Annotated in this window: 17 protein-coding genes; 5 read left to right on the plus strand and 12 right to left on the minus strand. The window is 71.5% G+C overall.

Going from position 1 to position 23,124, the window contains the following annotated elements; translation table 11 throughout:
- Positions 1-349: 349 nt before the first annotated feature.
- The 3 genes from OG207_RS13240 to OG207_RS13250 all read right to left on the minus strand — a co-directional run bounded on the left by OG207_RS13240 (position 350) and on the right by OG207_RS13250 (position 6,065).
- On the minus strand, positions 350-1,795 hold the full coding sequence (locus tag OG207_RS13240; RefSeq protein ID WP_329098786.1) for an aldehyde dehydrogenase family protein: 1,446 nt from the start codon (positions 1,793-1,795) through the stop codon (positions 350-352).
- 157 nt (positions 1,796-1,952) lie between these two features.
- Positions 1,953-3,539, minus strand: coding sequence for a PucR family transcriptional regulator (locus tag OG207_RS13245; protein WP_329098787.1), 1,587 nt, complete (start codon positions 3,537-3,539; stop codon positions 1,953-1,955).
- 135 nt (positions 3,540-3,674) lie between these two features.
- Positions 3,675-6,065: an ATP/GTP-binding protein gene (locus tag OG207_RS13250; RefSeq protein ID WP_329098788.1), complete on the minus strand. Its 2,391-nt coding sequence runs from the start codon at positions 6,063-6,065 to the stop codon at positions 3,675-3,677.
- A gap of 237 nt (positions 6,066-6,302) precedes the next feature.
- Here OG207_RS13250 and gabT point away from each other — a divergent pair, with 237 nt between their 5' ends.
- Together gabT and OG207_RS13260 are read left to right on the plus strand one after the other, a co-directional pair.
- Complete coding sequence (gene gabT / locus OG207_RS13255) at positions 6,303-7,649, plus strand: 4-aminobutyrate--2-oxoglutarate transaminase (protein ID WP_030012869.1); 1,347 nt, start codon at positions 6,303-6,305, stop codon at positions 7,647-7,649.
- 142 nt (positions 7,650-7,791) lie between these two features.
- Positions 7,792-8,610 carry a phosphatase PAP2 family protein gene (locus OG207_RS13260; RefSeq protein WP_329098789.1) on the plus strand — a complete coding sequence of 273 codons (819 nt, stop codon included), beginning with the start codon at positions 7,792-7,794 and terminating at the stop codon, positions 8,608-8,610.
- Here the strand turns inward: OG207_RS13260 and OG207_RS13265 are convergent.
- The 8 genes from OG207_RS13265 to OG207_RS13300 form a co-directional block, all read right to left on the minus strand.
- The gene (locus OG207_RS13265) at positions 8,595-10,388 is read right to left on the minus strand and encodes a chitinase (RefSeq protein WP_443072863.1); all 1,794 of its coding nucleotides are present in this window, start codon (positions 10,386-10,388) and stop codon (positions 8,595-8,597) included. The two genes, OG207_RS13260 and OG207_RS13265, sit on opposite strands and share 16 nt — an antisense overlap.
- Before the next feature lie 45 nt (positions 10,389-10,433).
- The gene (locus OG207_RS13270) at positions 10,434-10,934 is read right to left on the minus strand and encodes a hypothetical protein (RefSeq protein WP_329098791.1); all 501 of its coding nucleotides are present in this window, start codon (positions 10,932-10,934) and stop codon (positions 10,434-10,436) included.
- A 151-nt stretch (positions 10,935-11,085) separates the two neighbouring features.
- Positions 11,086-12,504: an NAD(P)/FAD-dependent oxidoreductase gene (locus OG207_RS13275; RefSeq protein WP_329098792.1), complete on the minus strand. Its 1,419-nt coding sequence runs from the start codon at positions 12,502-12,504 to the stop codon at positions 11,086-11,088.
- A 42-nt stretch (positions 12,505-12,546) separates the two neighbouring features.
- Positions 12,547-13,353, minus strand: coding sequence for an ABC transporter permease (locus tag OG207_RS13280; protein ID WP_030718627.1), 807 nt, complete (start codon positions 13,351-13,353; stop codon positions 12,547-12,549).
- Positions 13,353-14,282 (minus strand): ABC transporter permease, encoded by a 930-nt coding sequence (locus tag OG207_RS13285; protein ID WP_329098793.1) that lies wholly within the window; start codon positions 14,280-14,282, stop codon positions 13,353-13,355. The genes OG207_RS13280 and OG207_RS13285 overlap by 1 nt, the downstream gene beginning before the upstream one ends.
- Positions 14,279-15,427: an ABC transporter ATP-binding protein gene (locus OG207_RS13290; protein ID WP_329098794.1), complete on the minus strand. Its 1,149-nt coding sequence runs from the start codon at positions 15,425-15,427 to the stop codon at positions 14,279-14,281. The genes OG207_RS13285 and OG207_RS13290 overlap by 4 nt, the downstream gene beginning before the upstream one ends.
- A 129-nt stretch (positions 15,428-15,556) precedes the next feature.
- Positions 15,557-16,807, minus strand: coding sequence for a polyamine ABC transporter substrate-binding protein (locus OG207_RS13295; protein ID WP_329098795.1), 1,251 nt, complete (start codon positions 16,805-16,807; stop codon positions 15,557-15,559).
- 69 nt (positions 16,808-16,876) lie between these two features.
- Positions 16,877-18,394 carry a gamma-aminobutyraldehyde dehydrogenase gene (locus OG207_RS13300; RefSeq protein WP_329098796.1) on the minus strand — a complete coding sequence of 506 codons (1,518 nt, stop codon included), beginning with the start codon at positions 18,392-18,394 and terminating at the stop codon, positions 16,877-16,879.
- A gap of 194 nt (positions 18,395-18,588) precedes the next feature.
- Here OG207_RS13300 and OG207_RS13305 point away from each other — a divergent pair, with 194 nt between their 5' ends.
- Together OG207_RS13305 and OG207_RS13310 are read left to right on the plus strand one after the other, a co-directional pair.
- Positions 18,589-19,143, plus strand: a complete 555-nt coding sequence (locus tag OG207_RS13305) for an NADAR family protein (RefSeq protein ID WP_329098797.1) — start codon at positions 18,589-18,591, stop codon at positions 19,141-19,143.
- A gap of 515 nt (positions 19,144-19,658) precedes the next feature.
- On the plus strand, positions 19,659-21,248 hold the full coding sequence (locus tag OG207_RS13310; RefSeq protein WP_329098798.1) for a TROVE domain-containing protein: 1,590 nt from the start codon (positions 19,659-19,661) through the stop codon (positions 21,246-21,248).
- Between the two features lie 9 nt (positions 21,249-21,257).
- On the opposite strand, the gene OG207_RS13315 is transcribed toward OG207_RS13310, so the two are convergent.
- Complete coding sequence (locus OG207_RS13315) at positions 21,258-21,983, minus strand: DUF4190 domain-containing protein (RefSeq protein ID WP_329098799.1); 726 nt, start codon at positions 21,981-21,983, stop codon at positions 21,258-21,260.
- A gap of 110 nt (positions 21,984-22,093) precedes the next feature.
- Here OG207_RS13315 and OG207_RS13320 point away from each other — a divergent pair, with 110 nt between their 5' ends.
- The gene (locus OG207_RS13320; protein WP_329098800.1) at positions 22,094-23,119 is read left to right on the plus strand and encodes an adenosine deaminase; all 1,026 of its coding nucleotides are present in this window, start codon (positions 22,094-22,096) and stop codon (positions 23,117-23,119) included.
- Positions 23,120-23,124: the final 5 nt, after the last annotated feature.

Below are 23,124 nucleotides of genomic sequence, written 5' to 3' on the forward strand. Positions count from 1 at the left end.
CGGGCGGGTGAGCCGAGGGGGCGCGCCGGCGAAGGACGGCGCGCCCCCGCAGGAACCGCGAGGAACGAGCGATTCCGAGGACGCACGACGCCCTGGAGCCGACACCAGCACCCCGGAGGCGAACCGAGCCCGCGCGCACGGCCACGCCCCGGCGAGTGAGCCGAAGGGGCGCGCCGGCGAAGGACGACGAGCGCCCGCAGGAACCGCGAGGAACGAGCGATTCCGAGGACGCACGGCGTCCTGGATCCGGCACCAGCGCCCCGGAGGCGAACCGAGCCCCGAAGAAAAAGGGGACGGCCGGAGCCCCCGCACAGTGGGCTCCGGCCGTCGGCTTTTGGGCCGTACGAAATCAGATGTCGAGGCCGGTCAGGACCAGGACCCGCTCGTACGTGTAGTCGTCCATCGCGTAGCGGACGCCCTCGCGGCCCACACCGGACTGCTTGACGCCGCCGTACGGCATCTGGTCGGCGCGGTAGGACGGCGCGTCGCCGATGATCACGCCGCCGACCTCGAGCTCGCGGTGGGCGCGGAACGCGGTCTGGACGTTGCGGGTGAAGACGCCGGTCTGCAGACCGAACTTCGAGTCGTTGACGGCGGCGAAGGCCTCGTCGGTGTTCTCGACCTTCTTCAGCGTCAGGACCGGCCCGAAGACCTCCTCGGTGGCGAGCTTGACGCCGTCCGGCACGTGGGCCAGGACGGTGGGCTCGTACGAGGCACCCGCGCGCTTGCCGCCGGTGAGCAGCTTGGCTCCGCCGGCCACGGCCTCGTCGACCCAGGACTCGACGCGCTGGGCGGCGGCCTCGGAGACGAGAGGGCCGACGTCGGTGGCGGAGTCGGACGGGTCGCCGGTGACCTGGGCCTGGACCTTCTCGACGACCTTCTCGACGAGGCGGTCGTAGACGGAGGCGTCGGCAATCACGCGCTGCACGGAGATGCAGGACTGGCCGGCCTGGTAGTTCGAGAAGGTCGCGATGCGGGTCGCGGCCCAGTCGAGGTCGGCCTCGGAGGACCAGTCGTCCAGGACGACGGCCGCGGCGTTGCCGCCGAGCTCGAGGGTGCAGTGCTTGTGGGGCACCGACTGCTGGATGGCGTAGCCGACGGTGTCGGAGCCGGTGAAGGAGATGACGGGCAGGCGCTCGTCCTTCACCAGGGCCGGCATCTTGTCGTTGGCGACGGGCAGGACCGACCAGGCGCCGGCCGGGAGGTCGGTCTCGGCGAGCAGCTCGCCCAGGATCAGCCCGGACAGGGGCGTGGCCGGGGCGGGCTTGAGGATGATCGGCGCGCCGACGGCGATGGCCGGGGCCACCTTGTGGGCGCACAGGTTCAGCGGGAAGTTGAACGGGGCGATGCCGAGGACCGGGCCCTTGACGAAGCGGCGGGTCAGGGCGAGACGGCCGACGCCACCGGCGTCGGTGTCGAGGCGCTGGGCCTCTCCACCGTTGAAGCGGCGGGCCTCTTCGGCGGCGAAGCGGAACACGGACACCGCACGGCCGACCTCACCGCGGGCCCACTTGACGGGCTTGCCGTTCTCGGCGGAGATCAGCTGGGCGATCTCCTCGGTGCGCTCGGCGAGCCGCTTGGACACGTGGTCCAGGGCCGCGGCCCGTACGTGGGCGGGGGTCGCGGAGAACTCCGCCGTCACGGCGTACGCCGCGGCCACGGCCTCTTCGACCTGCTCGTCGGTGGGTACGCTGACGGCAGCGACCAGGCGGCCGTCCCACGGGGAGTGGACGTCGAAGCTGTCCTCGCCGGTGGCCTGGCGGCCGGCGAGCCAGAAGGCGTGGGTGGAAGTCATGCGAATCCCGGCCCTTCGGAAGTGTGCGGTGGGTCCTGACCCCTCCACCGTAGAACTCCGTCGACGTTTCGGCGTTTGTCCCTGATGGAGCGGCGGGTCGTCGCGCTTCGCCGCTTTGTCACTGTCCGGCCCGCCGGGTGCGCGCTCCTGCCCAGGCCTAGGCCGGGGCCGAGGTCGAGGTCGCCTTGAGGGCGAGCCACAGTTCCATGCGGACGTCCGGGTCCTCCAGGGAGCGGCCGAGGATCTCTTCGACCCGCTTCATCCGGTAGCGCAGGGTGTGCCGGTGGACGCCGAGGTCGGCGGCGGCCGCGTCCCACTGTCCGTGGCGGGAGAGCCAGGCCTGGAGCGAGGCCACCAGGTCGCCGCGCCCGGTCGCGTCGTGCTCCCGCAGGGCGCGCAGGGTGCCGTCCGCGAAGGCCCGTACGGCGTCGTCGGCCAGCAGCGGCAGGACCGAGCCCGCCGCCATGTCCTCGTGCTCCACCATCGGCCGGCCGCGGCGCCGGGCCACGGCCAGGGCCTGGTCGGCCTGCTTGAGGGCGGCTGCCACGCCCCCCGGTCCGGCCGGCGCGGACAGGCCGACCACCAGCTCGTCCGGCTCCGGCCCGGCCGCGTCCCGGCCGCGCCGCGCCTCCAGTGCCTCCGCGTGGTCCGCGCACGCCTGTACGGCCGAGCCGCCGTCGGAGGCCAGGACCACGAGCCGGCCCGCCTCCGGGACGACGAGCAGCGCCTCCCCGGTCCGTGCCGCCGCCGACTCCACCGTGTCGGACAGCAGCGCCAGGCCTTCCGGCTGCGCGGTCCCCGGCAGGGCCGGCTCGGCCACGATGAGCCGGAACGGTGACTCCAGCAGGGCCCCGTACAGGTCGCCGGCCACGGACCGCGCGTGGTCCGCCTCGCCCGCGAGCAGCATCCGCAGCACTGCCGCCCCCAGCCGGGACTCGGCGTCGTGCAGCGAGCGCGAGCGCTCGGTGGTGAGGGTGAGCAGCGCGACCGCGGAGTGGACGGCATACCGCTCGGCCGTGCCCAGCGGGGCCGCTGTGCCGACGGCGAGCGCACCGCGCGCCCGTCGGCCCGTGCCCAGGGACTGGAGTTCCACGCGGTCCTCGGAGCCGCCGACCACGGCGCTCGCGGGGGCCGGGCGTTCCCGCAGCCGTTCCACGTCGGGGGTGAGCCGGGCGGCGCGGCGCGCGGCCCAGTCGGGGGCGGCCGCGACGACGGCGCCCGAGGTGTCGTACAGCGCGGCCCAGCCGTGCACGTGCGCGGCCAGCTTCACGAGCAGCTCCGTGGGGCCGTCGACGGAGAGCGCGGCGCGCGTCAGCTCCCGCTGGGCCTCGAAGCCGGCGGTGACGGCCCGGTACTGGTCCGCCGCGAGGGCGGCGGAGACCGCCTTGCTGATCGCCAGGAAGGGGGTCCGCCGGGGCACCTCCAGCAGCGGCATGTCCTCGGTCCGTGCGGCCTCGACCAGCGCCTCGGGGATCTCCTCGTAGTTGACGCCGATCGCGAAGCCGATGCCGACGACCCCGGCCGCGGCGAGGCGGCGCACGTAGGCGCGCATCTCCTCCGGGTCCCCCGCGTCCAGCTTCATCGCGGTGATCAGGAGCAGTTCCCCGCCCTCCATGTAGGGGACGGGGTCGGCGAGCTCACTGACGTGGGCCCAGCGCACCGGAGTGTCGAGGCGCCCCTCCCCGGCCCGGACGCTGAGCTTGAGCGCCGAGTGCTGGACGAGTGAGGCGAGGGTGAGCGGCATCGGGTACCAGTGGCCTTAGCGGGAGGGGGCGAGGGGGAGGGCCAGCGAGCAGACCGCCCGACCGCCCACGGTTTTCGCCGTGTCGTAGGAACGACTCCCCTCGATTCTGCCACCTCGTACGGGTCGGGGTGCGGGTCAGGACGTTCCGGCCAGGCGGACCAGCAGCGGAACTGCTCGCTCCCCGCGCACCGAGGTCAGCGACAGCACCGCGTGCCCCGGCGGCACGGCGTGCGCCAGGTCCGAAGCGGACCACCTTTCCCGCTCCACCTGGCGCACGGTCACCGCGTCCGTGGTGACCGCCTTGCCGGTGACGAGCTTGCGGAAGGAGTGCATCAGGCGGGTGAGCGGCTGGTCGGCGAAGACGGTGCGGTGGGTGACGTCCCGCGTTTCCACCCACTCGGTGCCCCAGGTCTCGGCGAACCGCTTGCCGTCCCAGGTGGCGACTCCGGAGAAGGCCATCCGGCAGCCGACCGCCCCGAGCAGGGGTGTCCGGAGCGCTTCCGGTACGTCGTCCAGCGTGCGCAGCGTGAGCAGGACGCCCGCATGCGCCGAGCGCAGCCGCTGGACGCCCCGCACGGTCTCGGCGGTCAGGGTGTGGGAGGCGTCGTCGAAGGCGAGGAAGGCGAAGAGGGAGCGGTCGGTGCGGGCGGCCGCGGCGGCGTTGAACTGGGCGAGCAGCAGCCGGGCCAGCATCCGGGAGGCGTCGGCGTGCCCGCGCTCGGGCAGGTCCACGCGGACACGGACCGGGTGCTCCAAGGCGCGCAGCGAGAACGGCCGGCCCTGGCCGGTGGTGTCGAAGAAGCCGGCGAAGGTGGGCCGGTCCAGCAGGGCCACCCGGTCGGCGAGGGCGGGGCCGGGGTCCGCGGGGGCGCCGTGCTGGCGGGTCCGGGCGTCGAGTTCGCGCAGCATGGCGTGCTGTCCGGCGAGGTCGCGGCGCAACGCGTCGAAGGCGGTGGGGACCTGGTCGAGCAGCTCGCGCAGTTCGGGCACGGTCGGGAAGCGGTCGTACGCCGCCCGGAACGGCCCGAGGAGCTGAGCGAGGGCGGTCGCGGCCCGGCGTACGTCGATCCCGGGGACGTCCCCGACGAAGGCCTCGGCGAGCAGGGTGGCGGCCTCGTCGGGGTCGGTGGCGCCGCCGTAGAGGTCGAGGTCGTAGACGGAGGCGGGATCGCCCACCCGGACCACGACGTCGAAGGCGTCGTCCGGCCCGAGCTGGGCGCCGGCCGCTCCGACGGCGACGACGGCAGCCTGTCCGGCGAGGGCCTGGAGCGACAGCGACTCGACGACGGGCCGCACCAACCGCCGGGTCTTGCCGGTGCCGGAGGGCCCGACGGCGAGCAGGGAGGTGCCGAGCACGTCGGGGTCGAGGGCGAGGGCGGTACCGCGGCGGGAGTAAGGGTTGCGGACGCCGTCCTCCACGGTGCCCAGCAGCACCTGCCGGGCCAGCAGATCGTGCCGGGCGGTCCGCACGGGCAGGTCCCGCGCCCCGGACGGGTGCACACAGGCCCCGGCGCCCTTGTCGCGCACGGCGTCGGCGAAGGCCTGCATCCGCGAGGGGTCGACGCGCACGGAGTCCCACGCCCGCCGGATCCGGGTGTAGTCCACGTCGTTCATCCGCCCGCCCCCGGCTTCCGCCTCCAGCCGCTCGGCGGCCTCCGCCAACCCCGCCTCGCGTACTTGCGGCCACGTCGCGGGGTCTTCGAGCGGGTTCTCGGCAGGGAACCGCTGTGGGCGATCCGCACCTCCCACGCCCGTCGGCGCCGTCGACCGCGAGGTGGCGGGCGAGGACAGCCCCGGCAGTCGGCGCAGCAGTCGGGAGCCGCCACCGAGCCATGCGAACGCCGCGATCAGAACCACGTCGATCACGGTCCGGGCCGTGCTCATGAGAGTGAGGTTGGCTCTTTGGTCGCCCCCCGGCCGGCGGTCGAAGTCGAGGAAGCCCTCCACCAGCTGCCGCAGCGGCAATTGGTAGTTGTGGACGAGCAGCAACGTCACGTAGGCGAGCGGTACGACCGCCAGGGCCTGCACCCACGGGCCCCGGGTGACGACCAGGCGGCTCCAGGCAGCCTTCCAGCTGCCGAGCCGGCCGAAGCCGTAGAGGAGCGCCAAGACGAACAGCAGCTCGTAGATCGGTTTGGCCTGGACGCCCCCCGTTTCCAGGACCGGCTCGCCGTTCGCCGACCACCAGCTGTGAGGTGTGAAGAGCTTGAGCGGCGCGTCCCAGAAGGGGATGTAGGTGTTGCGCATGAGGGACCAGACGAGGACGCAGGCCAGGAAGGAGATGACGGCGCCGCTGGCGAGGGCCCGGTCGGGGGTCTGCGCGGCTTCCACGGTCGGACGCGGGGTGTGGCCGTACCTCCAGACACCGGGCTCGGCGACGGGTCGGTCGGTGCGCAGCCAGTCGGCGAGGGTCGGTACCCGGCCGGGGGCGTGGCTGGGCTTCGGAGGGTGCGTGGGGGGGCCGGCAGGTCTCGGTACCTGACCTGCACGGGTCGTCTGTCCCTCGTACGCACCGTCGGTGTCCATGAACCCCAGCCCCCTGCCCGTGCTATGCGCTGCGGCGCTCAATCTAGTGCCCGACGGAGGCCTTGGACCTGCACCCCGCAATGATCCACAAGATGTGCGGCGCATCCTTCCTATGGCCGTCACGGACAAGGACACGCGGTGATCACTACCGAACGGAGCATGCAGGACCCCCGCTCCCGGGCCTAGCCTGCGGACAAAGAGACAAGTGCGTCCGAAAACACCCCCCAGGAGCCCCCTATGACCGCTGTTCCGCAGGAGCGCAAGATCGTCACCGCGATCCCCGGCCCCAAGTCGCAGGAGCTGCAGGCCCGCCGCCTCCAGACCGTGGCCGGTGGCGTGGGCTCCGTGCTGCCCGTCTTCACGGCCCGCGCGGGCGGCGGCATCATCGAGGACGTCGACGGCAACCGCCTGATCGACTTCGGTTCCGGCATCGCCGTGACCTCGGTCGGCGCCTCCGCCGAGGCCGTGGTGCGCCGCGCCTCCGCGCAGCTCGCCGACTTCACCCACACCTGTTTCATGGTCACCCCGTACGAGGGCTACGTCGAGGTCTGCGAGGCCCTCGCCGAGCTGACCCCGGGCACCCACGCCAAGAAGTCGGCCCTGTTCAACTCCGGTGCCGAGGCCGTCGAGAACGCCGTCAAGATCGCCCGTTCGTACACCAAGCGCCAGGCCGTCGTCGTCTTCGACCACGGCTACCACGGCCGTACGAACCTCACCATGGCGCTGACCGCGAAGAACATGCCGTACAAGCAGGGCTTCGGTCCGTTCGCCCCCGAGGTCTACCGCGTCCCGGTCGCCTACGGCTACCGCTGGCCCACCGGTGCCGAGAACTGCGGCCCCGAGGCCGCCGCCCAGGCGATCGACCAGATCACCAAGCAGATCGGCGCCGAGAACGTCGCCGCGATCATCATCGAGCCGGTCCTCGGCGAGGGCGGCTTCATCGAGCCGGCGAAGGGCTTCCTGCCCGCGATCGTGAAGTTCGCCAACGACAACGGCATCGTCTTCGTCGCCGACGAGATCCAGTCCGGCTTCTGCCGCACCGGCCAGTGGTTCGCGTGCGAGGACGAGGGCATCGTCCCGGACCTGATCACCACCGCCAAGGGCATCGCGGGCGGTCTGCCGCTCGCCGCCGTGACCGGCCGCGCCGAGATCATGGACGCCGCGCACGCGGGTGGCCTGGGTGGCACCTACGGCGGTAACCCGGTGGCCTGCGCCGGTGCGCTCGGCTCCATCGAGACCATGAAGGAGCTCGACCTCAACGCCGCGGCGAAGAAGATCGAGTCCGTCATGAAGGCCCGCCTGACGGCCATGCAGGAGAAGTACGACATCATCGGCGACATCCGCGGCCGCGGCGCCATGATCGCGATCGAGCTGGTCAAGGACCCGGTGTCCAAGACCCCGTTCCCGGAGGCGGCCGGCGCGCTCGCCAAGGCCTGCCACGCCGAGGGCCTGCTCGTCCTCACCTGCGGCACCTACGGCAACGTGCTCCGCTTCCTCCCGCCGATCGTCATCGGCGAGGACCTGCTGAACGAGGGCCTGGACCTCATCGAGGCCGCGTTCGCGGCCATCGGCACGGCCATCTGATCGAACGGCTAGAACGTTCGCACGCAGCGACCGGCCCCTACCGGTGGTAACGGGCGGACGCTGTGAAGAAGGTGTGGGGGGCCGATGGCGGGAGCGCGTTCCTGCTGTCGGTCCCCCTTCCACTGCCGTACGGTTTCTGCAGATGAGTGAGACACCCCGCTCCAGGGATTCCGGGGGCGACACCAGTACGGGGCTTCCCCAGCACCGTTCTGGGCATGCGTTCGCGCACACTCCTCACCGATCGGACGGCCGTTCGCCCCAAACCCCCCGGGGCGCCCGGCAACCCGATCTGGGCGGCCGTCCCGGAACCATCCCCCCTGTTCCGGGACGGCCGGCCACTCCTCTCCTGATCGCCGCGCTCTGCGGTCTCTTCTTCTCCCTGGTCACCTGGCAGGTGCTGGTCTCCGGCCCGCTGCTGACCCCGGACCACGCGCTGAGCCGCACCCTGGTGCGCACGGTCCCGGATTCCGTCACCGAGCGCCTCTCCGACCTCGGCGACATCCCGGTCGCGGTGCCCGTCCTCATCCTGGCCATGGCCTACTCCGCACGGCGCGGGCGGGCGCTGGCCGCCGGGGCCGCGGGCCTGGCGATGGCCCTGGTGCCGGCCCTGGTCATCCCGTTCAAGGCGTGGACCGCCCGGCCCGGCCCCCTGGAACCCTGGGCCGCCGGCTACTTCCCCTCGGGCCACACGGCCACCGCGGCCGTCGCCTACCTCGGCGCGGCCCTGCTCGTGCGCCCGTACGCCCGCCGGGCATGGCCGACGGCCGCCGCCCTGGTCCTCACGGGGGCGACGGCCGTCGGGCTGGTCCTGCGGGGGTGGCACTGGCCGCTGGACGTACTGGCCAGCCTGCTGCTCTGCACTCCCCTGCTGCTCGGCGTGGCGTGGGCCGTCCGGAGGGGCCGGACGGATCAGCCGGGCCGGACGGGGCAGCCGCCTCGGCCGGATCAGCCGCCGAAGTAGGCGTCGAAGTTCCGGCTGAACTCCCAGCCTCCGAAGCGGTCCCAGTTGATCGACCAGGTCATCAGGCCGCGCAGCCCCGGCCAGGTGCCGTGGGTCCGGTAGGTCCCGCAGTCGGTCTTCTTCGTCAGGCAGTTCAGCGCCCCGGTCACTTCCGCGGGCGGGGTGTGCCCGTTGCCCGCGTTGGTCGTGGCCGGGAGGCCGATGGCGACCTGGTCCGGACGCAGGGCCGGGAAGACCCGGGCCGTGTTCCCGGCGACCGGGAAGCCGGTGAGCAGCATGTCGGTCATGGCGATGTGGAAGTCCGCGCCGCCCATGGAGTGGTACTGGTTGTCCAGGCCCATGATCGGTCCGGAGTTGTAGTCCTGGACGTGGAGCAGGGTGAGGTCGTCGCGCAGGGCGTGGATGACCGGGAGGTACGCGCCGGCGCGCGGGTCCTGGCCGCCCCAGGGGCCGGAGCCGTAGTACTGGTAGCCCAGCTGGACGAAGAAGGTCTCCGGGGCCATGGTCAGGACGAAGTCCGGGCCGTACTTGGCCTTCAAGGTCTTCACGGCCGAGATCAGGTTGACGACGACCGCGGTGGTGGGCGCCCGGAAGTCGGTGTCCCCGGTGGCCAGGGACAGGGAGTGGCCCTCGAAGTCGATGTCCAGGCCGTTGAGGCCGTACTCGTCGATGATCTTGCTGACGGAGGAGACGAAGGCGTCCCGGGCGGCCGTGCTCGCCAGCTGGACCTGACCGTTCTGGCCCCCGATGGAGATCAGCACCTTCTTGCCGGCCGCCTGCTTGGCCTTGATCGCGGCCTTGAACTCCCCCGCGGATTCGACGTTCGGGCATTCCGCGACCGGGCAGAGCCGGAAGCGGATGTCGCCCGAGGTCACCGAGGTCGGTTCGCCGAACGCGAGGTTGATGACGTCCCAGGATTCGGGCACGTCGGCCATCCGGACGTATCCGGAGCCGTTGGCGAAGCTCGCGTGCAGGTATCCGACGAGCGCGCGGGCGGGGAGGCCGCCACCGCCGCCACCGCCACCGCCGGGCGTGGTCGCGGAGGCGGGCGCGCTCTGCGGGGACTCGCCCGCCGCGTTCACCGCGCTGACCCGGAAGGTGTACGTGGTGGCCGCGGCGAGGCCGGTCACGGCCGCCGGGGCGGAGGTGACGCTCAGGGGCGCCGCGCCGTCCCGGTGCACGGTGTACGAGGTGGCGCCCGGGACCGGCACCCAGGACAGGGCGACCGAGGTCGAGGAGGTGGCGGAGGCGGTCAGGCCGGTGGGGGCGGCCGGAGGTCGGGGCTGCCCGGGACCGCCGGGGTCCGGGCCGACCAGGGTGAGGTCGTCGGTGACATGGGCGGGCTGGCCGTACCAGCCGTGGGTGTGGACCGTCACCGAGGTCGTGGCCGGGCCGGTGCGGAAGGTGGCGGTCAGCTGCTTCCAGGCCCCCGGGGACTGCGTCCAGGTCGACACGTCGGTGGTGCCGGTGCCGGTCGCGCCGAGGTAGACGTACGCGCCCTGCACCCACGCGCCGAGCGTGTACGTGGAGTCGGGCTTGACGGTGACGGTCTGGGAGCAGCGGGCGTTGTCCTGGCCGGCCGGGGTGGCCCGTAAGGCGGAACTTCCGCCGTGGACGGGTGTGGTGACGACGGCTCCGCTGCCGCCCGGGCAGCTCCAGCCGTCGAGGCCCGCTTCGAAGCCTCCGTTGCGTACGAGGTCGGCGTCGGCCGCCGCGGCCGGCGGGCCCGCGGCGAGGAAGCCGGCCACCGCGAGGGCGGCGGCCGTGAGGACGGATATGGCTCTGCGCACAACTGCCTCCGGTACATGGGGGGATGGAGGGGGTCAGCGGCGCCCAAGATCGTCCAGACCAATACCCTTGTCAAGGCTTCCGGTCACCTCCGTCAGCACGCGCGCGGCCGCCTCGTGCATCGCCAGCTCCAGCACGGCCGGATCGGTGAGCGTCCCTTCGCCGTCCGGGAGCACCAGCCAGCGCACCCCGCCGGTCGCCCGGCCGGGATACGGGACCACGATCCAACTCCCTTGCCCGGCACTGCGCACGCCCGTGCCGAGCCACCCCGACGCCGTGCCGGCCGGTACGAAGAAGCCCAGCCGGGAGTCGTCCGCATCGGCGAGCACCGGGCCGGGCCGGTCGAGCAACAGGCCGAGTACGTCAAGGGTGGGCCGCCCCAGCTCCCCGGGCAGGATCAGTACGTCCCAGCCGCGGCCGGCGGGCAGCAGGGCGACCCCGAGGGGGTTGCGCTCCCACTCCCACCGACAGGCGTCCGGATCCGGCGCCACCGATACCAGCCATTCCACCGCCGCTTTGGCCCCCGGGATCGTCATCGCCCGGCCTCCGTTCCCTGTAGGTGAGGGGTTCTCACCTGGAGAGAGCGGGGCCGGGCGCAGGTATGACGCGGGTTCCGTTACCCCGTGGCAGTGAATCGGGTCACACGGTGACCGCCGGTCGGACGCCGGGGGTACGCGCTCAGGAGGCCTAGCTGTCGAAGCCGAGGCCGAAGCGGTCCAGCGTCTTGAGCCACAGGTTCCGGTGTCCGCCGCGGGCGTCCGCGCGGGCCAGCGACCACTTGGTCAGCGCGATCCCGGTCCAGGCGAAGGGCTCGGGCGGGAACGGCATCGGCTTGGACTTCACCATCTCCAACCGGGTGCGCTCGGTGGAGAGCCCGTCCAACAGGTCCAGCATCACGTCCGCCCCGAAGCGGGTGGCGCCCACGCCGAGGCCGGTGTAACCGGCGGCGTAGGCCACCTTCCCCGAGTGCGCCGTGCCGAAGAAGGCGGAGAAGCGCGAGCAGGTGTCGATCGCACCGCCCCAGGCGTGGCTGAACTTCAGCCCCTCCAGCTGCGGGAAGGCCGTGAAGAAGTGCTCCGCGAGCTTCAGGTAGGTCTCGGGGCGGTGGTCGTACTCGGAGTCGAGCTTGCCCCGGTAGGGGTAGATCGCGTCGTAGCCGCCCCACAGGATCCGGTTGTCGCGGGTGATCCGGAAGTAGTGGAACTGGTTGGCGCTGTCGCCGAGCCCCTGGCGCCCCTTCCAGCCGATCGCGGCCAGCTGGGCCTCGTCGAGCGGCTCGCTCATCAGCGCGTAGTCGTAGACCGGGACGGTGAACGGGCGGACCCGGCGGACCAGCGAGGGGAAGATGTTGGTGCCGAGGGCGACCCGGCGCGCGAGGATCGTGCCGTAGGGGGTCGTCACGGTCATCCCGGAACCGGCCGCGGCCAGCTTGAGGCCGCGGGTGTTCTCGTAGATCCGCACCCCGAGCTCCAGGCAGGCCCGCTTGAGGCCCCAGGCCAACTTCGCCGGGTTGAGCATCGCGACGCCGTTGCGGTCCCAGAGGCCCGCGAGGAAGGTCGGCGAGTCGACCTCGGCGCGCACCGCCTCGCCGTCCAGCCATTCCGAGCCGTCGGCCAGCCCCAGGCGCAGCGCCTCCTCGTGCAGTTCGCGCAGCTCCTCGACCTGGTGCGGTTCGGTGGCGACGTCGATCTCGCCGGTCCGTTCGAAGTCGCAGTCGATGCCGTAGCGGGCGACGGCCTCCTCGATGGCGTCGAGGTTGCGGGCGCCCAGCTCCTCCAGCTTGGCCAGCTCGCCGGGCCAGCGGGCCAGCCCGTTGCTGAGGCCGTGGGTGAGGGAGGCGGCGCAGAATCCGCCGTTGCGGCCGGAGGCGGCCCAGCCCGCCTCCTTGCTCTCGATCAGCACGACGTCCCGTTCGGGGTCGCGCTCCTTGGCGATCAGGGCGGTCCACAGTCCGCTGTAGCCGCCGCCGATGACCAGCAGGTCGCAGCGCTCGTCAGAGGTGAGCGCCGGCTCGGCGGCGGGCTTGCCGGGGTCGTCCAGCCAGTACGAGACCGGCTTCGCTTCGGAAAGTGATGCAGCAACACTACGCATGGCGACTGGGGCCATGGCTTCCAACTCCCTACGGAACTGATGACGTGCTTTCCCGAATTACTTCGGTTGCGCCTTCTTGCGGCGGTTGCCGACCATCTGGCCGGCGAGGACCACCAGCACCGCGATGACGAACATCGCCGTACCGATGACGTTGATCTGCACGGGCGTACCGCGTTGGGCCGATCCCCACACGAACATGGGGAAGGTGACGGTGTTGCCCGAGTTGAAGTTGGTGATGATGAAGTCGTCGAACGAGAGCGCGAAGGAGAGCAGCGCGCCCGCCGCGATACCGGGTGCCGCGATCGGCAGGGTGACCCGTACGAAGGTCTGCACCGGGCCGGCGTAGAGGTCGCGGGCGGCCTCCTCCAGCCGCGGGTCCATGGACAGGACGCGCGCCTTGACGGCGGCGACGACGAAGCTGAGGCAGAACATGATGTGCGCGATCAGGATCGTCCAGAAGCCCAGCTGGATGCCCATGTTGAGGAAGAGCGCGAGCAGCGAGGCCGCCATCACGATCTCGGGCATGGCCATGGGCAGGAAGATCAGCGAGTTGACCGCCCCGCGCGCCCGGAAGCGGTAGCGCACGAGCGCGAAGGCGATCGCGGTGCCCAGCGCGGTCGCGACCAGGGTGGACCAGAGGGCGATCTGGAGCGAGAGGGACAGGGAGCCGCACATGTCGGCGACCCCACAGGGGTCCTTCCACGCGTCGAGGGAGAACTCCTGCCAGGCGTAGTTGAACCGCCCGGTGGGGTTGTTGAAGGAGAAGACGGTGACGACGACGTTCGGCAGGATCATGTACGCGAGCGTGCCGAGGCCCGCGATGACGACCAGGTTGCGCCGGAGCCAGGTGAGGGGATTGCGCATCAGACCAGGTCCTCCGTCCCCGCTCGGCGGATGTAGATGGTCACCATGATCAGCACGATGGCCATGAGAATGAAGGACAGCGCGGCCGCCGTCGGGTAGTCGAGGATCCGCAGGTACTGCGACTGGATGACGTTGCCGATCATCCGGGTGTCCGTGGAGCCGAGCAGCTCGGCGTTCACGTAGTCACCGCTCGCCGGGATGAAGGTGAGCAGGGTCCCGGAGACCACGCCCGGCATCGAAAGCGGGAAGGTCACCTTCCGGAAGACCGTGGCGGGGCGGGCGTACAGGTCCCCGGCCGCCTCGTGGAGTCGGGTGTCGATGCGCTCCAGCGAGGAGTACAGCGGCAGGATCATGAAGGGGAGGAAGTTGTACGTCAGGCCGCAGACCACCGCGAGCGGCGTGGCCAGCACCCGGTCCCCCTCGGTCATGCCGAGCCAGCTGGTGACGTCGAGGAACCCGATGTTGTTGAGGACGGCGACCACCGGGCCGCCGTCGGCCAGGATCGTCTTCCAGGCCAGCGTGCGGATCAGGAAGCTGGTGAAGAACGGGGCGATCACCAGGACGAGCAGCAGGTTGCGCCAGCGGCCGGCCTTGAAGGCGATCAGGTAGGCCAGCGGGTACCCGAGCAGCAGGCACAGCGCGGTCGCGGTGCCCGCGTAGAGCAGGGAGCGCAGGAACTGCGGGTAGTACTCGGTGAAGGCGTCCCAGTAGGTCCCGAAGTGCCAGGTGACCTGGAAGCCCTCTTCGAGGGAGCCGGTCTGCACCGAGGTGGAGGCCTGGTAGACCATCGGCAGGACGAAGAACACCAGCAGCCACAGGATGCCGGGGAGCAGCAGCCAGTACGGGACCAGCCGCTTGCGCAGGGACGCCTTGTGCACCGGGGGTTCGGTGGAGGCGGGCGCCTGGGGCGGCGCCGCGGTGGTCGTCATGCGCCCTCCTCCACCGTCTCGATGCCCGCGTCGATGTCCTGGGCCGCGTCGAGGCCGAAGGTGTGCTCCGGGTTCCAGTGCAGGACCACCTCGGCGCCCGGGACCAGGCGGCCGTCGCGCTCGATGTTCTGGACGTAGACCTCGAGCTCGGGGCAGACGGGGCTGTCGATGACGAACTGGGTGGAGACTCCGATGAAGGAGGAGGCGGCTATGCGGCCGGTGACCTTGTTCCGGCCCGTCGCTATGGTGTCCTCCTCCTCGGCCGGGACCAGGGACACCTTCTCCGGGCGCACACCGACCAGCAGCTTCCCGCCGGCGCGGGGCGTGGTCGAACATCGGGCGGCGGGCAGCCGGAGGGTGGCACCGGAAGCGGAGACGACGACCTCGGATCCGGCGGATTCCACCGAGGCCTCGATCAGGTTCGAGGTGCCGAGGAAGTTGGCCACGAAGGTGGTGCCCGGGTTCTCGTAGAGCTCGGCGGGGGCGCCCAGCTGCTCGACGCGGCCGCCGTTCATCACGGCGACCGTGTCGGCCATGGTCATGGCCTCCTCCTGGTCGTGCGTGACGTGCACGAAGGTGATGCCGACCTCGGTCTGGATCCGCTTGAGCTCCAGCTGCATCTGGCGGCGCAGCTTGAGGTCGAGGGCGCCGAGCGGTTCGTCGAGGAGGAGCACCTGCGGGTGGTTGATCAGCGCGCGGGCCACGGCGACGCGCTGCTGCTGGCCGCCGGAGAGCTGGTGCGGCTTGCGCTGGGCGAACTGGCCGAGCTGGACCAGCTCCAGCATGTCGTCGACCTGCTTCTTGACCGACTTGATGCCGCGGCGGCGCAGCCCGAAGGCGACGTTCTCGAAGATGCTCAGGTGCGGGAAGAGCGCGTAGCTCTGGAAGACCGTGTTGACCGGGCGCTTGTAGGGCTGGAGGTCGGTGACCTCCCGGTCGCCGAGGTGCACCGTGCCGGTGGAGGGCTCCTCCAGGCCGGCGATCATGCGCAGCGTGGTGGTCTTCCCGCAGCCCGAGGCGCCGAGCAGGGCGAAGAAGGAGCCCTGGGGGATGGTCAGGTCCAGCGGGTGCACGGCGGTGAAGGTGCCGTAGTGCTTGCTGATCCCGGAGAGGCGGACATCGCCGCCCGCGGTCTTGTCAGTCATGGATGGTCCCGGGGTTGGGTGGGGCAAGGGGTCGAAGGCTCGGCGGAGCGGTCCGGGCCGGGCCGCCGCCGGAAGGGTCCGGCGGGCGGCGCCGCGGTCCGGCGGGATCGGCTCGCCGCAGGGCGTGCGTCAGGCGCCGATGAGCTTGGCGAACTTCTCCTCGTACGCCGTCTCTTCCTCGCTGGTGAGGGAGCGGAAGGCGTGGGCCTTGGCGGCCATCGCCTTGTCCGGGACGATCAGGGGGTTGTCCGCGAGCGCGGGGTCGATCTTGGCCAGCTCGTCCTTGACGCCCTCGACCGGGCAGACGTAGCTGATGTACGCGGCCAGCTGGGCGGCGATCTCGGGCTCGTAGTAGAAGTCGATGAGCTTCTCCGCGTTGGCCTTGTGCCGGGCCTTGGCGGGGACCAGCAGGTTGTCGCTGGAGGTGATGTATCCGGGGGCCGGGATGGCGTACTTGATGTCCGGGTTTCCGGCCTGGAGCTGGATGACGTCGCCGGCCCAGGCGAGGCAGGCGGCGAGGTCGCCCTTGTCGAGGTCGGAGGTGTAGTCGTTGCCGGTGAAGCGGCGTATCTGGTTCTTGTCCACGCCCTTCTGGAGCCGTCCGATGGCCTCGTCGAAGTCGGCGGTGGTGAAGGTCGCCGGGTCCTTGCCCTGGTCGAGCAGGGTCATGCCGACGCTGTCGCGCATCTCGGTGAGGAAGCCGACGCGGCCCTTGAGGGAGGGGTCGTCGAGCAGTTGGGTGACGGAGTCGACCTTCTTGCCGCCGGTCGCCTTCTCGTTGTAGGCGATGACGGTGTCGATGCCGGTCCAGGGGTAGCTGTAGGACCGTCCCGGGTCCCAGTCGGGGGTGCGGAACTGCGGGATCAGGTTGGCGTAGGCGTGCGGGAGGTGCGCGGGGTCCAGCTTCTGCGCCCAGCCGAGGCGGATGATGCGGGCGGCGAGCCAGTCGGTGACGACGATCAGGTCGCGGCCGGTGTCCTGGCCGGCCGCGAGCTGGGGGCGGATCTTGCCGAAGAACTCGACGTTGTCGTTGATGTCCTCGGTGTACTTGACCTTGATGCCGGTCCGCTTGGTGAACTCCTCCAGCGTGGGACGGCTCTTCTCGTCCTCGCTGGTGTCCATGTACTCGGTCCAGTTGGAGAAGTTGATCTCCTTCTCCCGGTCCGAGTGGTCGTCGGAGGCCACGGCCGCGTCGCCCTCGCGCTTGGCGGGCGGGATCCCGCACGCGGTGAGGGCGGACAGCCCTCCGAGGGTGAGCGCTCCGACTCCGGAGGCGCGCAGCAGCGAGCGGCGGGTGAGGGCCCCGCGCCCGCTGGTGAGGCTGCGCCGCATCGCGGCGAGTTGCGCCGCTGAGAGGCGGTCGGGCTCGAACTGCTCCATGCGCTGTGCCCTTTCGGGAGGTGTACCGCTGGTCAGGCGGTGGGCCCACGCGGCGTCGGCCGCGGATGGTTACGGACGGTCCCCGAAGATCGTGCGGTGCCAGTCCTTCTCGGCTACCGCGGTGTTGTCGTACATCACGTGCTTGACCTGCGTGTACTCCTCGAAGGAGTAGGTCGACATGTCCTTTCCGAAGCCGCTGGCCTTGTAGCCCCCGTGGGGCATCTCGCTGATGATCGGAATGTGGTCGTTGACCCAGACGCAGCCCGCCTTGATCTCGCGGGTGGCCCGGTTCGCCCGGTAGAGGTCACGGCTCCAGGCGGAGGCCGCGAGTCCGTACGGGGTGTCGTTGGCGAGCGCGAGGCCCTCGTCGTCGGTGTCGAAGGGCAGGACGACGAGGACCGGGCCGAAGATCTCGGACTGGACCACCTCGCTGTCCTGGGCGGCGCCGGCGATGAGGGTGGGGCGGTAGTACGCGCCCTCGGCGAGGTCCCCGGCCGGGATCTCGCCGCCGGTGACGACGGTGGCGTAGGCGCGGGCGCGCTCGACGAAGGCGGCCACCCGGTCGCGCTGGGCGTGCGAGACCAGCGGGCCCAGGTCGGTGGTGGGCGCGAAGGGGTCGCCGAGGCGGACGCCCTCCATCAGCTCGGCCACCCGGGCGACGAAGGCGTCGTACAGGGGGCGCTGGACGTAGGCACGGGTGGCGGCCGTGCAGTCCTGGCCGGTGTTGATGAGGGAGGCGGCGACGGCGCCGTGCGCGGCGGCCTCCGGGTCGGCGTCGTCGAAGACGAGGAAGGGGGCCTTGCCGCCGAGCTCCAGGTGGAGCCGCTTGACGGTGGCGGTGGCGATCTCGGCGACCCGCTTGCCGACGGCGGTGGAGCCGGTGAAGGAGGTCATCACCACGTCGGGGTGGCCCACCAGGTGCTCTCCGGCCTCGCGGCCGGCACCGGTGACGATGTTGATCACGCCGTCGGGCAGGCCCGCGTCCTTGGCCGCCTGCGCGAACATCAGGGAGGTCAGCGGGGTGAGCTCGGCGGGCTTGAGGACGATGGTGTTGCCCGCGGCGATCGCCGGAAGGATCTTCCAGGCGGCCATCTGGAGCGGATAGTTCCAGGGCGCGATCGAGCCGACGACCCCGATGGCCTCGCGGCGTACGTAGGAGGTGTGGTCGCCCGAGTACTCGGCGGCCGCCTGCCCCTGGAGGTGGCGGGCGGCGCCCGCGAAGAAGGTGGTGTTGTCGATGGTGCCCGGTACGTCGAACTCCGTGGACAGCTTGATCGGCTTGCCGCACTGGAGGGATTCGGCGTACGCGAAGTCCTCCGCCTGCTCGGCCAGTACGGCCGCCAGCCGGTGCAGGGCGTCCGAACGCTCGCCGGGGGTGGCGCCGGACCAGCCCGGGAAGGCCCTCTTGGCGGCGGCGACGGCCTCGTCGACGTCCGCGGTGCTCGCGAGCTCGTAGGTCAGGACCTCGTCGCCGGTCGCCGGATCGACCACGGTGTGTGACTGTCCGGAGGTGCCGGACCTCAGCCGCCCGTCGATGTACTGCGCGCCGTCCGCGAAGCGGTCCTTGACCTGGAAGCGGTTGCCCATAACGCTCTCACGCTCTCCGTAGCTACAGTTCGAGCTACAGCTCGAATTGAGTGCCGATCCTGGCAGAGGTGACGCCCTCGGCCAAGTGATTCCGTTGTTGCCTTTTGATTACGCGACGGAATCGGTCGACCATGTGTCGAGGCACACCGAAAATCCCGTACGAAGTGTCAGTGGCGACTGCCAGACTCGCGTGCATGGAGATGATGGACGAACTGATCAAGCAGGTCAGCCGTGGTGAACGGGTGAAGTACCTGCCGTTCTGGGGGCACCGGCCGCAGCCGGACGGCAGGCTCGGTCCGAGCTGCCTGAGCCAGTGGTGGCCTGCTTCCTTCACTGTCGGTGACGTCCGTTATGCGACTGCGGAGCACTGGATGATGGCCGGCAAGGCCCGGCTGTTCGGGGACCCCGAGGCGGAGCGCGCCGCGGTGGAGGCGAAGAGCCCGGCCCAGGCGAAGAAGATCGGGCGCCTCGTGCGCGGCTTCGACAACGCGATGTGGGAGCGGGAGCGGTTCGCCCTGGTCGTGGAGGGCAGCGTGCACAAGTTCGACTCCGACCCGGCGCTGCGCGGGTACCTGCTGGGCACCGGGAACCGGGTGCTGGTGGAGGCGAGCCCGATGGACCGGATCTGGGGCATCGGCCTGGCTGCCGACGACGAGCGCGCCCTGGACCCGGCGCGCTGGCGCGGGCTGAACCTGCTGGGCTTCGCCCTCATGGAGGCCCGCGAGCGGCTGCGCGAGACGGCCGCATGACGCTGCGGGTGACGCAGCGGCGGCGCGGGGCCGGGGAAAATGCGTGGCGGCGGCCCGTACGGGCCGCCTAATGTGATCAACGTCCAGGTGCGAAGGCGAGACCTACTTCGACTCATAATCGGGCGGCCGCGGGTTCGAGTCCCGTCACCGGCTTCAGGCCGGTGTAGCTCAGCTGGTAGAGCACCTTGCGGTTTCGCCGACTTCGATCTCTGGACACCTACGTCACGCACCTCCCGGTGCGCAGGCTGCGGCTCCTTCTTTTGCAAAGACACCCAGGCCGCCGCCACCTTGATCTCGGGAGGCCGGCGTGGGGGATGCCCGGTGCGCAGGCGACGGTTACTTCTGGGGACCCGGAGGTCGTGGGTTCGAATCCCACCCGGCTCGTCACCCGCAAGGGAACGGGCCGGTGGAGCAGCCAGGTAGCTCGCCGGGCATAAAGTCCGCCGCCGACTCCCGATCTCGGGCATCCCCCACGCAACGCCTCCCCCGCTTCCATCGAATTCGGGGGGATTCTCATGGCTCGCTTCAACCAGCGCGCGTCCAAGTCGGCGCCCGCCTCAACCACTTCGCCGGTGCGCTCCACCGGCCCCGCCCGCACCGCTCAGGGCGGCCCGGGCCACCTGCGCGACCCGCGCTCCGAGCTGTTCCTGCTCGCCGTCGCCAACTTCGTCACGCAGCGGACCGCCTACGAGGGCGGCGGGGCGCGCGACGACCGGTTCGCGGCGCTCGTGCGCACCCTCGCCGTCGAGGATCCCGCCTGGACGGCCGGCCTGCTGGGCTGGCTCCGCGGGGACGCGAACATGCGGACCGCCTCGCTCGTCGGCGCCGCCGAGTACGTGAAGGCCCGGCTCGACGCGGGCGCCACCGACGGGCCTTCGAACCGCCAGGTGGTCGACTCCGTCCTGCGGCGCGCGGACGAGCCCGGCGAACTGCTCGCCTACTGGACGGCGACGTACGGGCGCAACGTGCCCAAGCCCGTCAAGCGCGGCATCGCCGACGCCGTGCGCCGGCTGTACTCCGCCGCCTCGCTGCTGAAGTACGACACCGACTCCAAGGCCTTCCGATTCGGTGACGTCCTCAACCTCGTGCACGCCGCTCCCGACCCGGCCAAGGCCTGGCAGGGCGAACTGTTCCGGCACGCCCTCGACCGCAGGCACAATCCGGAGGGCGCCGAGGTCCCGGCGGGCAACCGGACCCTCGCGGCCCACCGGGCGCTGATGGAGCTGCCGGTCGCCGAACGGCGTGCCGTGGTCCTCGCCCCGGACGGGGTCGAGCGGCTCGCGGCGGCGGGCATGACCTGGGAGGCGCTGGCCGGTTGGCTGCAGGGGCCGATGGATGCGGCCGCCTGGGAGGCGGTCATCCCGTCCATGGGTGCGATGGCGCTGCTGCGCAACCTGCGCAACTTCGACCGGGCCGGGGTCTCGGACGCGGTGGCCGCGCAGGTCGCGGCGAGGATCTCCGACCCGGAGGTCGTCGCCCGGTCCCGGCAGTTCCCCTTCCGCTACCTGGCCGCCTATCAGCACGCGCCCTCGCTGCGCTGGTCGTACCCGCTGGAGCAGGCGCTCGGCCACTCGCTGGCCAACGTACCGGCGCTGCCGGGCCGCACCCTGGTCCTCGTCGACCGGTCGGGGTCGATGTGGTCCCCGCTGTCGGACCGCTCCGAGCTCAACCGGGCGGATGCCGCGGCGATCTTCGGAACGGCGCTTGCACTGCGGGCGGAGCGGGCCGATCTGGTGCAGTTCGGTACGACCAGCGAGGTCGTCCCGTACGACCGCGGCGAGTCCGTGCTGAAGGTGCTGGAGCGGTTCGGGGACCTCGGCGGGACCTACACGGCCAAGGCGGTGAAGGAGCACTACGACGGTCACGACCGGGTGTTGATCGTCACCGACGAGCAGGCCGCCTCGTACGGCTACGGCGGCGATCCGACCGCCGAGGTGCCGCCCGCGGTTCCGGTCTACACCTGGAACCTGGCCGGCTACCGGGTCGGGCACGCGCCGTCCGGTACCGAGAACCGGCACACCTTCGGCGGGCTCACCGACGGGGCCTTCCGGATGGTGTCCCTGATCGAGGCGGGCCGCGACGCCGACTGGCCGTGGGTCTCCTGAGGCGGCGCGTCAGACCTTCTCGCGCACCTGGGAGTTGTCATAGGGGCTGCCGTAGGGCGAGTCGTCGACGGACCCCCGCTCCATGAAGTCGGCGAATATGAGCACGATCATCACGGCACCCAGCAGGGCGCCGATCGAGCCCAGGATGATGCCGGCGAGCGCCATCCCGCCGTTGTTCGCCTCGCCCCGGCTCGCCTTGCCGCGGCCCAGCGCACCGAAGACGATCGCGGCCGCCCCGAGCACGACCGCGAAGAAGCTGGTGATGCAGCCGACGACCGCGAGGATCCCGAGGACGAGCGCGGTGATGCCGAAGCCGTTGCTGGGCTGCACCCCGTAGGGCGGGTACCCGCTCTGGCCCGGGTACCCCGGGTACCCGCCTTGGCCCGGGTACCCCGGGTACCCGCTCTGGCCCGGGTATCCGGTCTGCCCGGGGTATCCGGCGTCGCCGGGGTATCCGTAGCCGGGCTGGGCCGGGTACCCGTACGCAGCGGACGCGGGCGGACCGGTCATCGGCGTCGGCGTCGGCGTCGGTATCGGAGCCTGGATCGGGGTCGGCGTCGGCGCGGACGGGGTGAACTGGTCGCCCGGCATCCCGGCGAGCGTCGGCTGGTCGTGCACGGACGGCGGGCCCGACACGCCCGGCGTCCCCTGCCCGCCCTGCGGCTTGCCCAGCTCCACCGCCGGCCGCTCCAGCGGCGCCCACGGGTCTCGCGGCTCGGGACTGCTGTCGGTCATACGGCGCCCCCCTCTCGTACAGCCATGCTAAGCGCTGCCACCGACAGTCACGGGCGTGCCTACGATGAATCCCGACCTGCCCGCACCCGCGTCCTCCCGGAGGCACCCCCATGACCGACCTGCACCCCTTCATCGCGGGACTGCCCAAGGCCGAACTCCACGTCCACCACGTCGGCTCGGCATCCCCGCGCATCGTGGCCGAGCTCGCCTCCCGGCACCCCGACTCGAAGGTCCCCACCGACCCCGAGGCCCTCGCCGACTACTTCACCTTCACCGACTTCGCGCACTTCATCGAGGTCTACCTGTCGGTGGTCGACCTGGTCCGCACCCCGGACGACGTGCGCACCCTCACCTTCGAAGTCGCCCGCGACATGGCCCGGCAGAACATCCGCTACGCCGAACTGACCATCACCCCGTACTCCTCCACCCGCCGCGGCATCGACGAGAAGGCCTTCATGGAGGCCATCGAGGACGCCCGCCGGGCCGCCGAGACCGAACTCGGCGTCATCCTGCGCTGGTGCTTCGACATCCCCGGCGAGGCCGGCCTGGAGGCCGCCGCCGAGACCGCCCGGCTCGCCGTCGACCACCGCCCCGAGGGCCTGGTCTCCTTCGGCCTCGGCGGCCCCGAGATCGGCGTCCCGCGCCCGCAGTTCAAGCCGTACTTCGACGCCGCCCGCGCCGCCGGTCTGCGCAGCGTCCCGCACGCCGGCGAGACCACCGGCCCGGAGACGATCTGGGACGCCATCCGCGAGCTCGGCGCCGAGCGCATCGGCCACGGCACCAGCGCCACCCAGGACCCGGAACTGCTGGCGTACCTCGCCGAGCACCGGATCGCGCTGGAGGTCTGCCCGACCTCCAACATCGCGACCCGCGCGGTGACCGACCTCGACCGGCACCCCGTCAAGGAGATGGTCGCGGCGGGCGTGCTCGTCACCATCAACAGCGACGACCCGCCGATGTTCGGATCCGACCTGAACAACGAGTACGCCGTGGCCGCCCGCCTCCTCGAGCTCGACGAGCGCGGGCTCGCGCAGCTCGCCAAGAACGCCGTCGAGGCCTCCTTCCTGGACCCGGCCGGCAAGGCCGCGTTGAACGCGGAGATCGACGCGTACACCGAGGAATGGCTCGCGCGCTGACGCGT

The organism is Streptomyces sp. NBC_01439 (assembly GCF_036227605.1).
Taxonomy (GTDB): domain Bacteria; phylum Actinomycetota; class Actinomycetes; order Streptomycetales; family Streptomycetaceae; genus Streptomyces.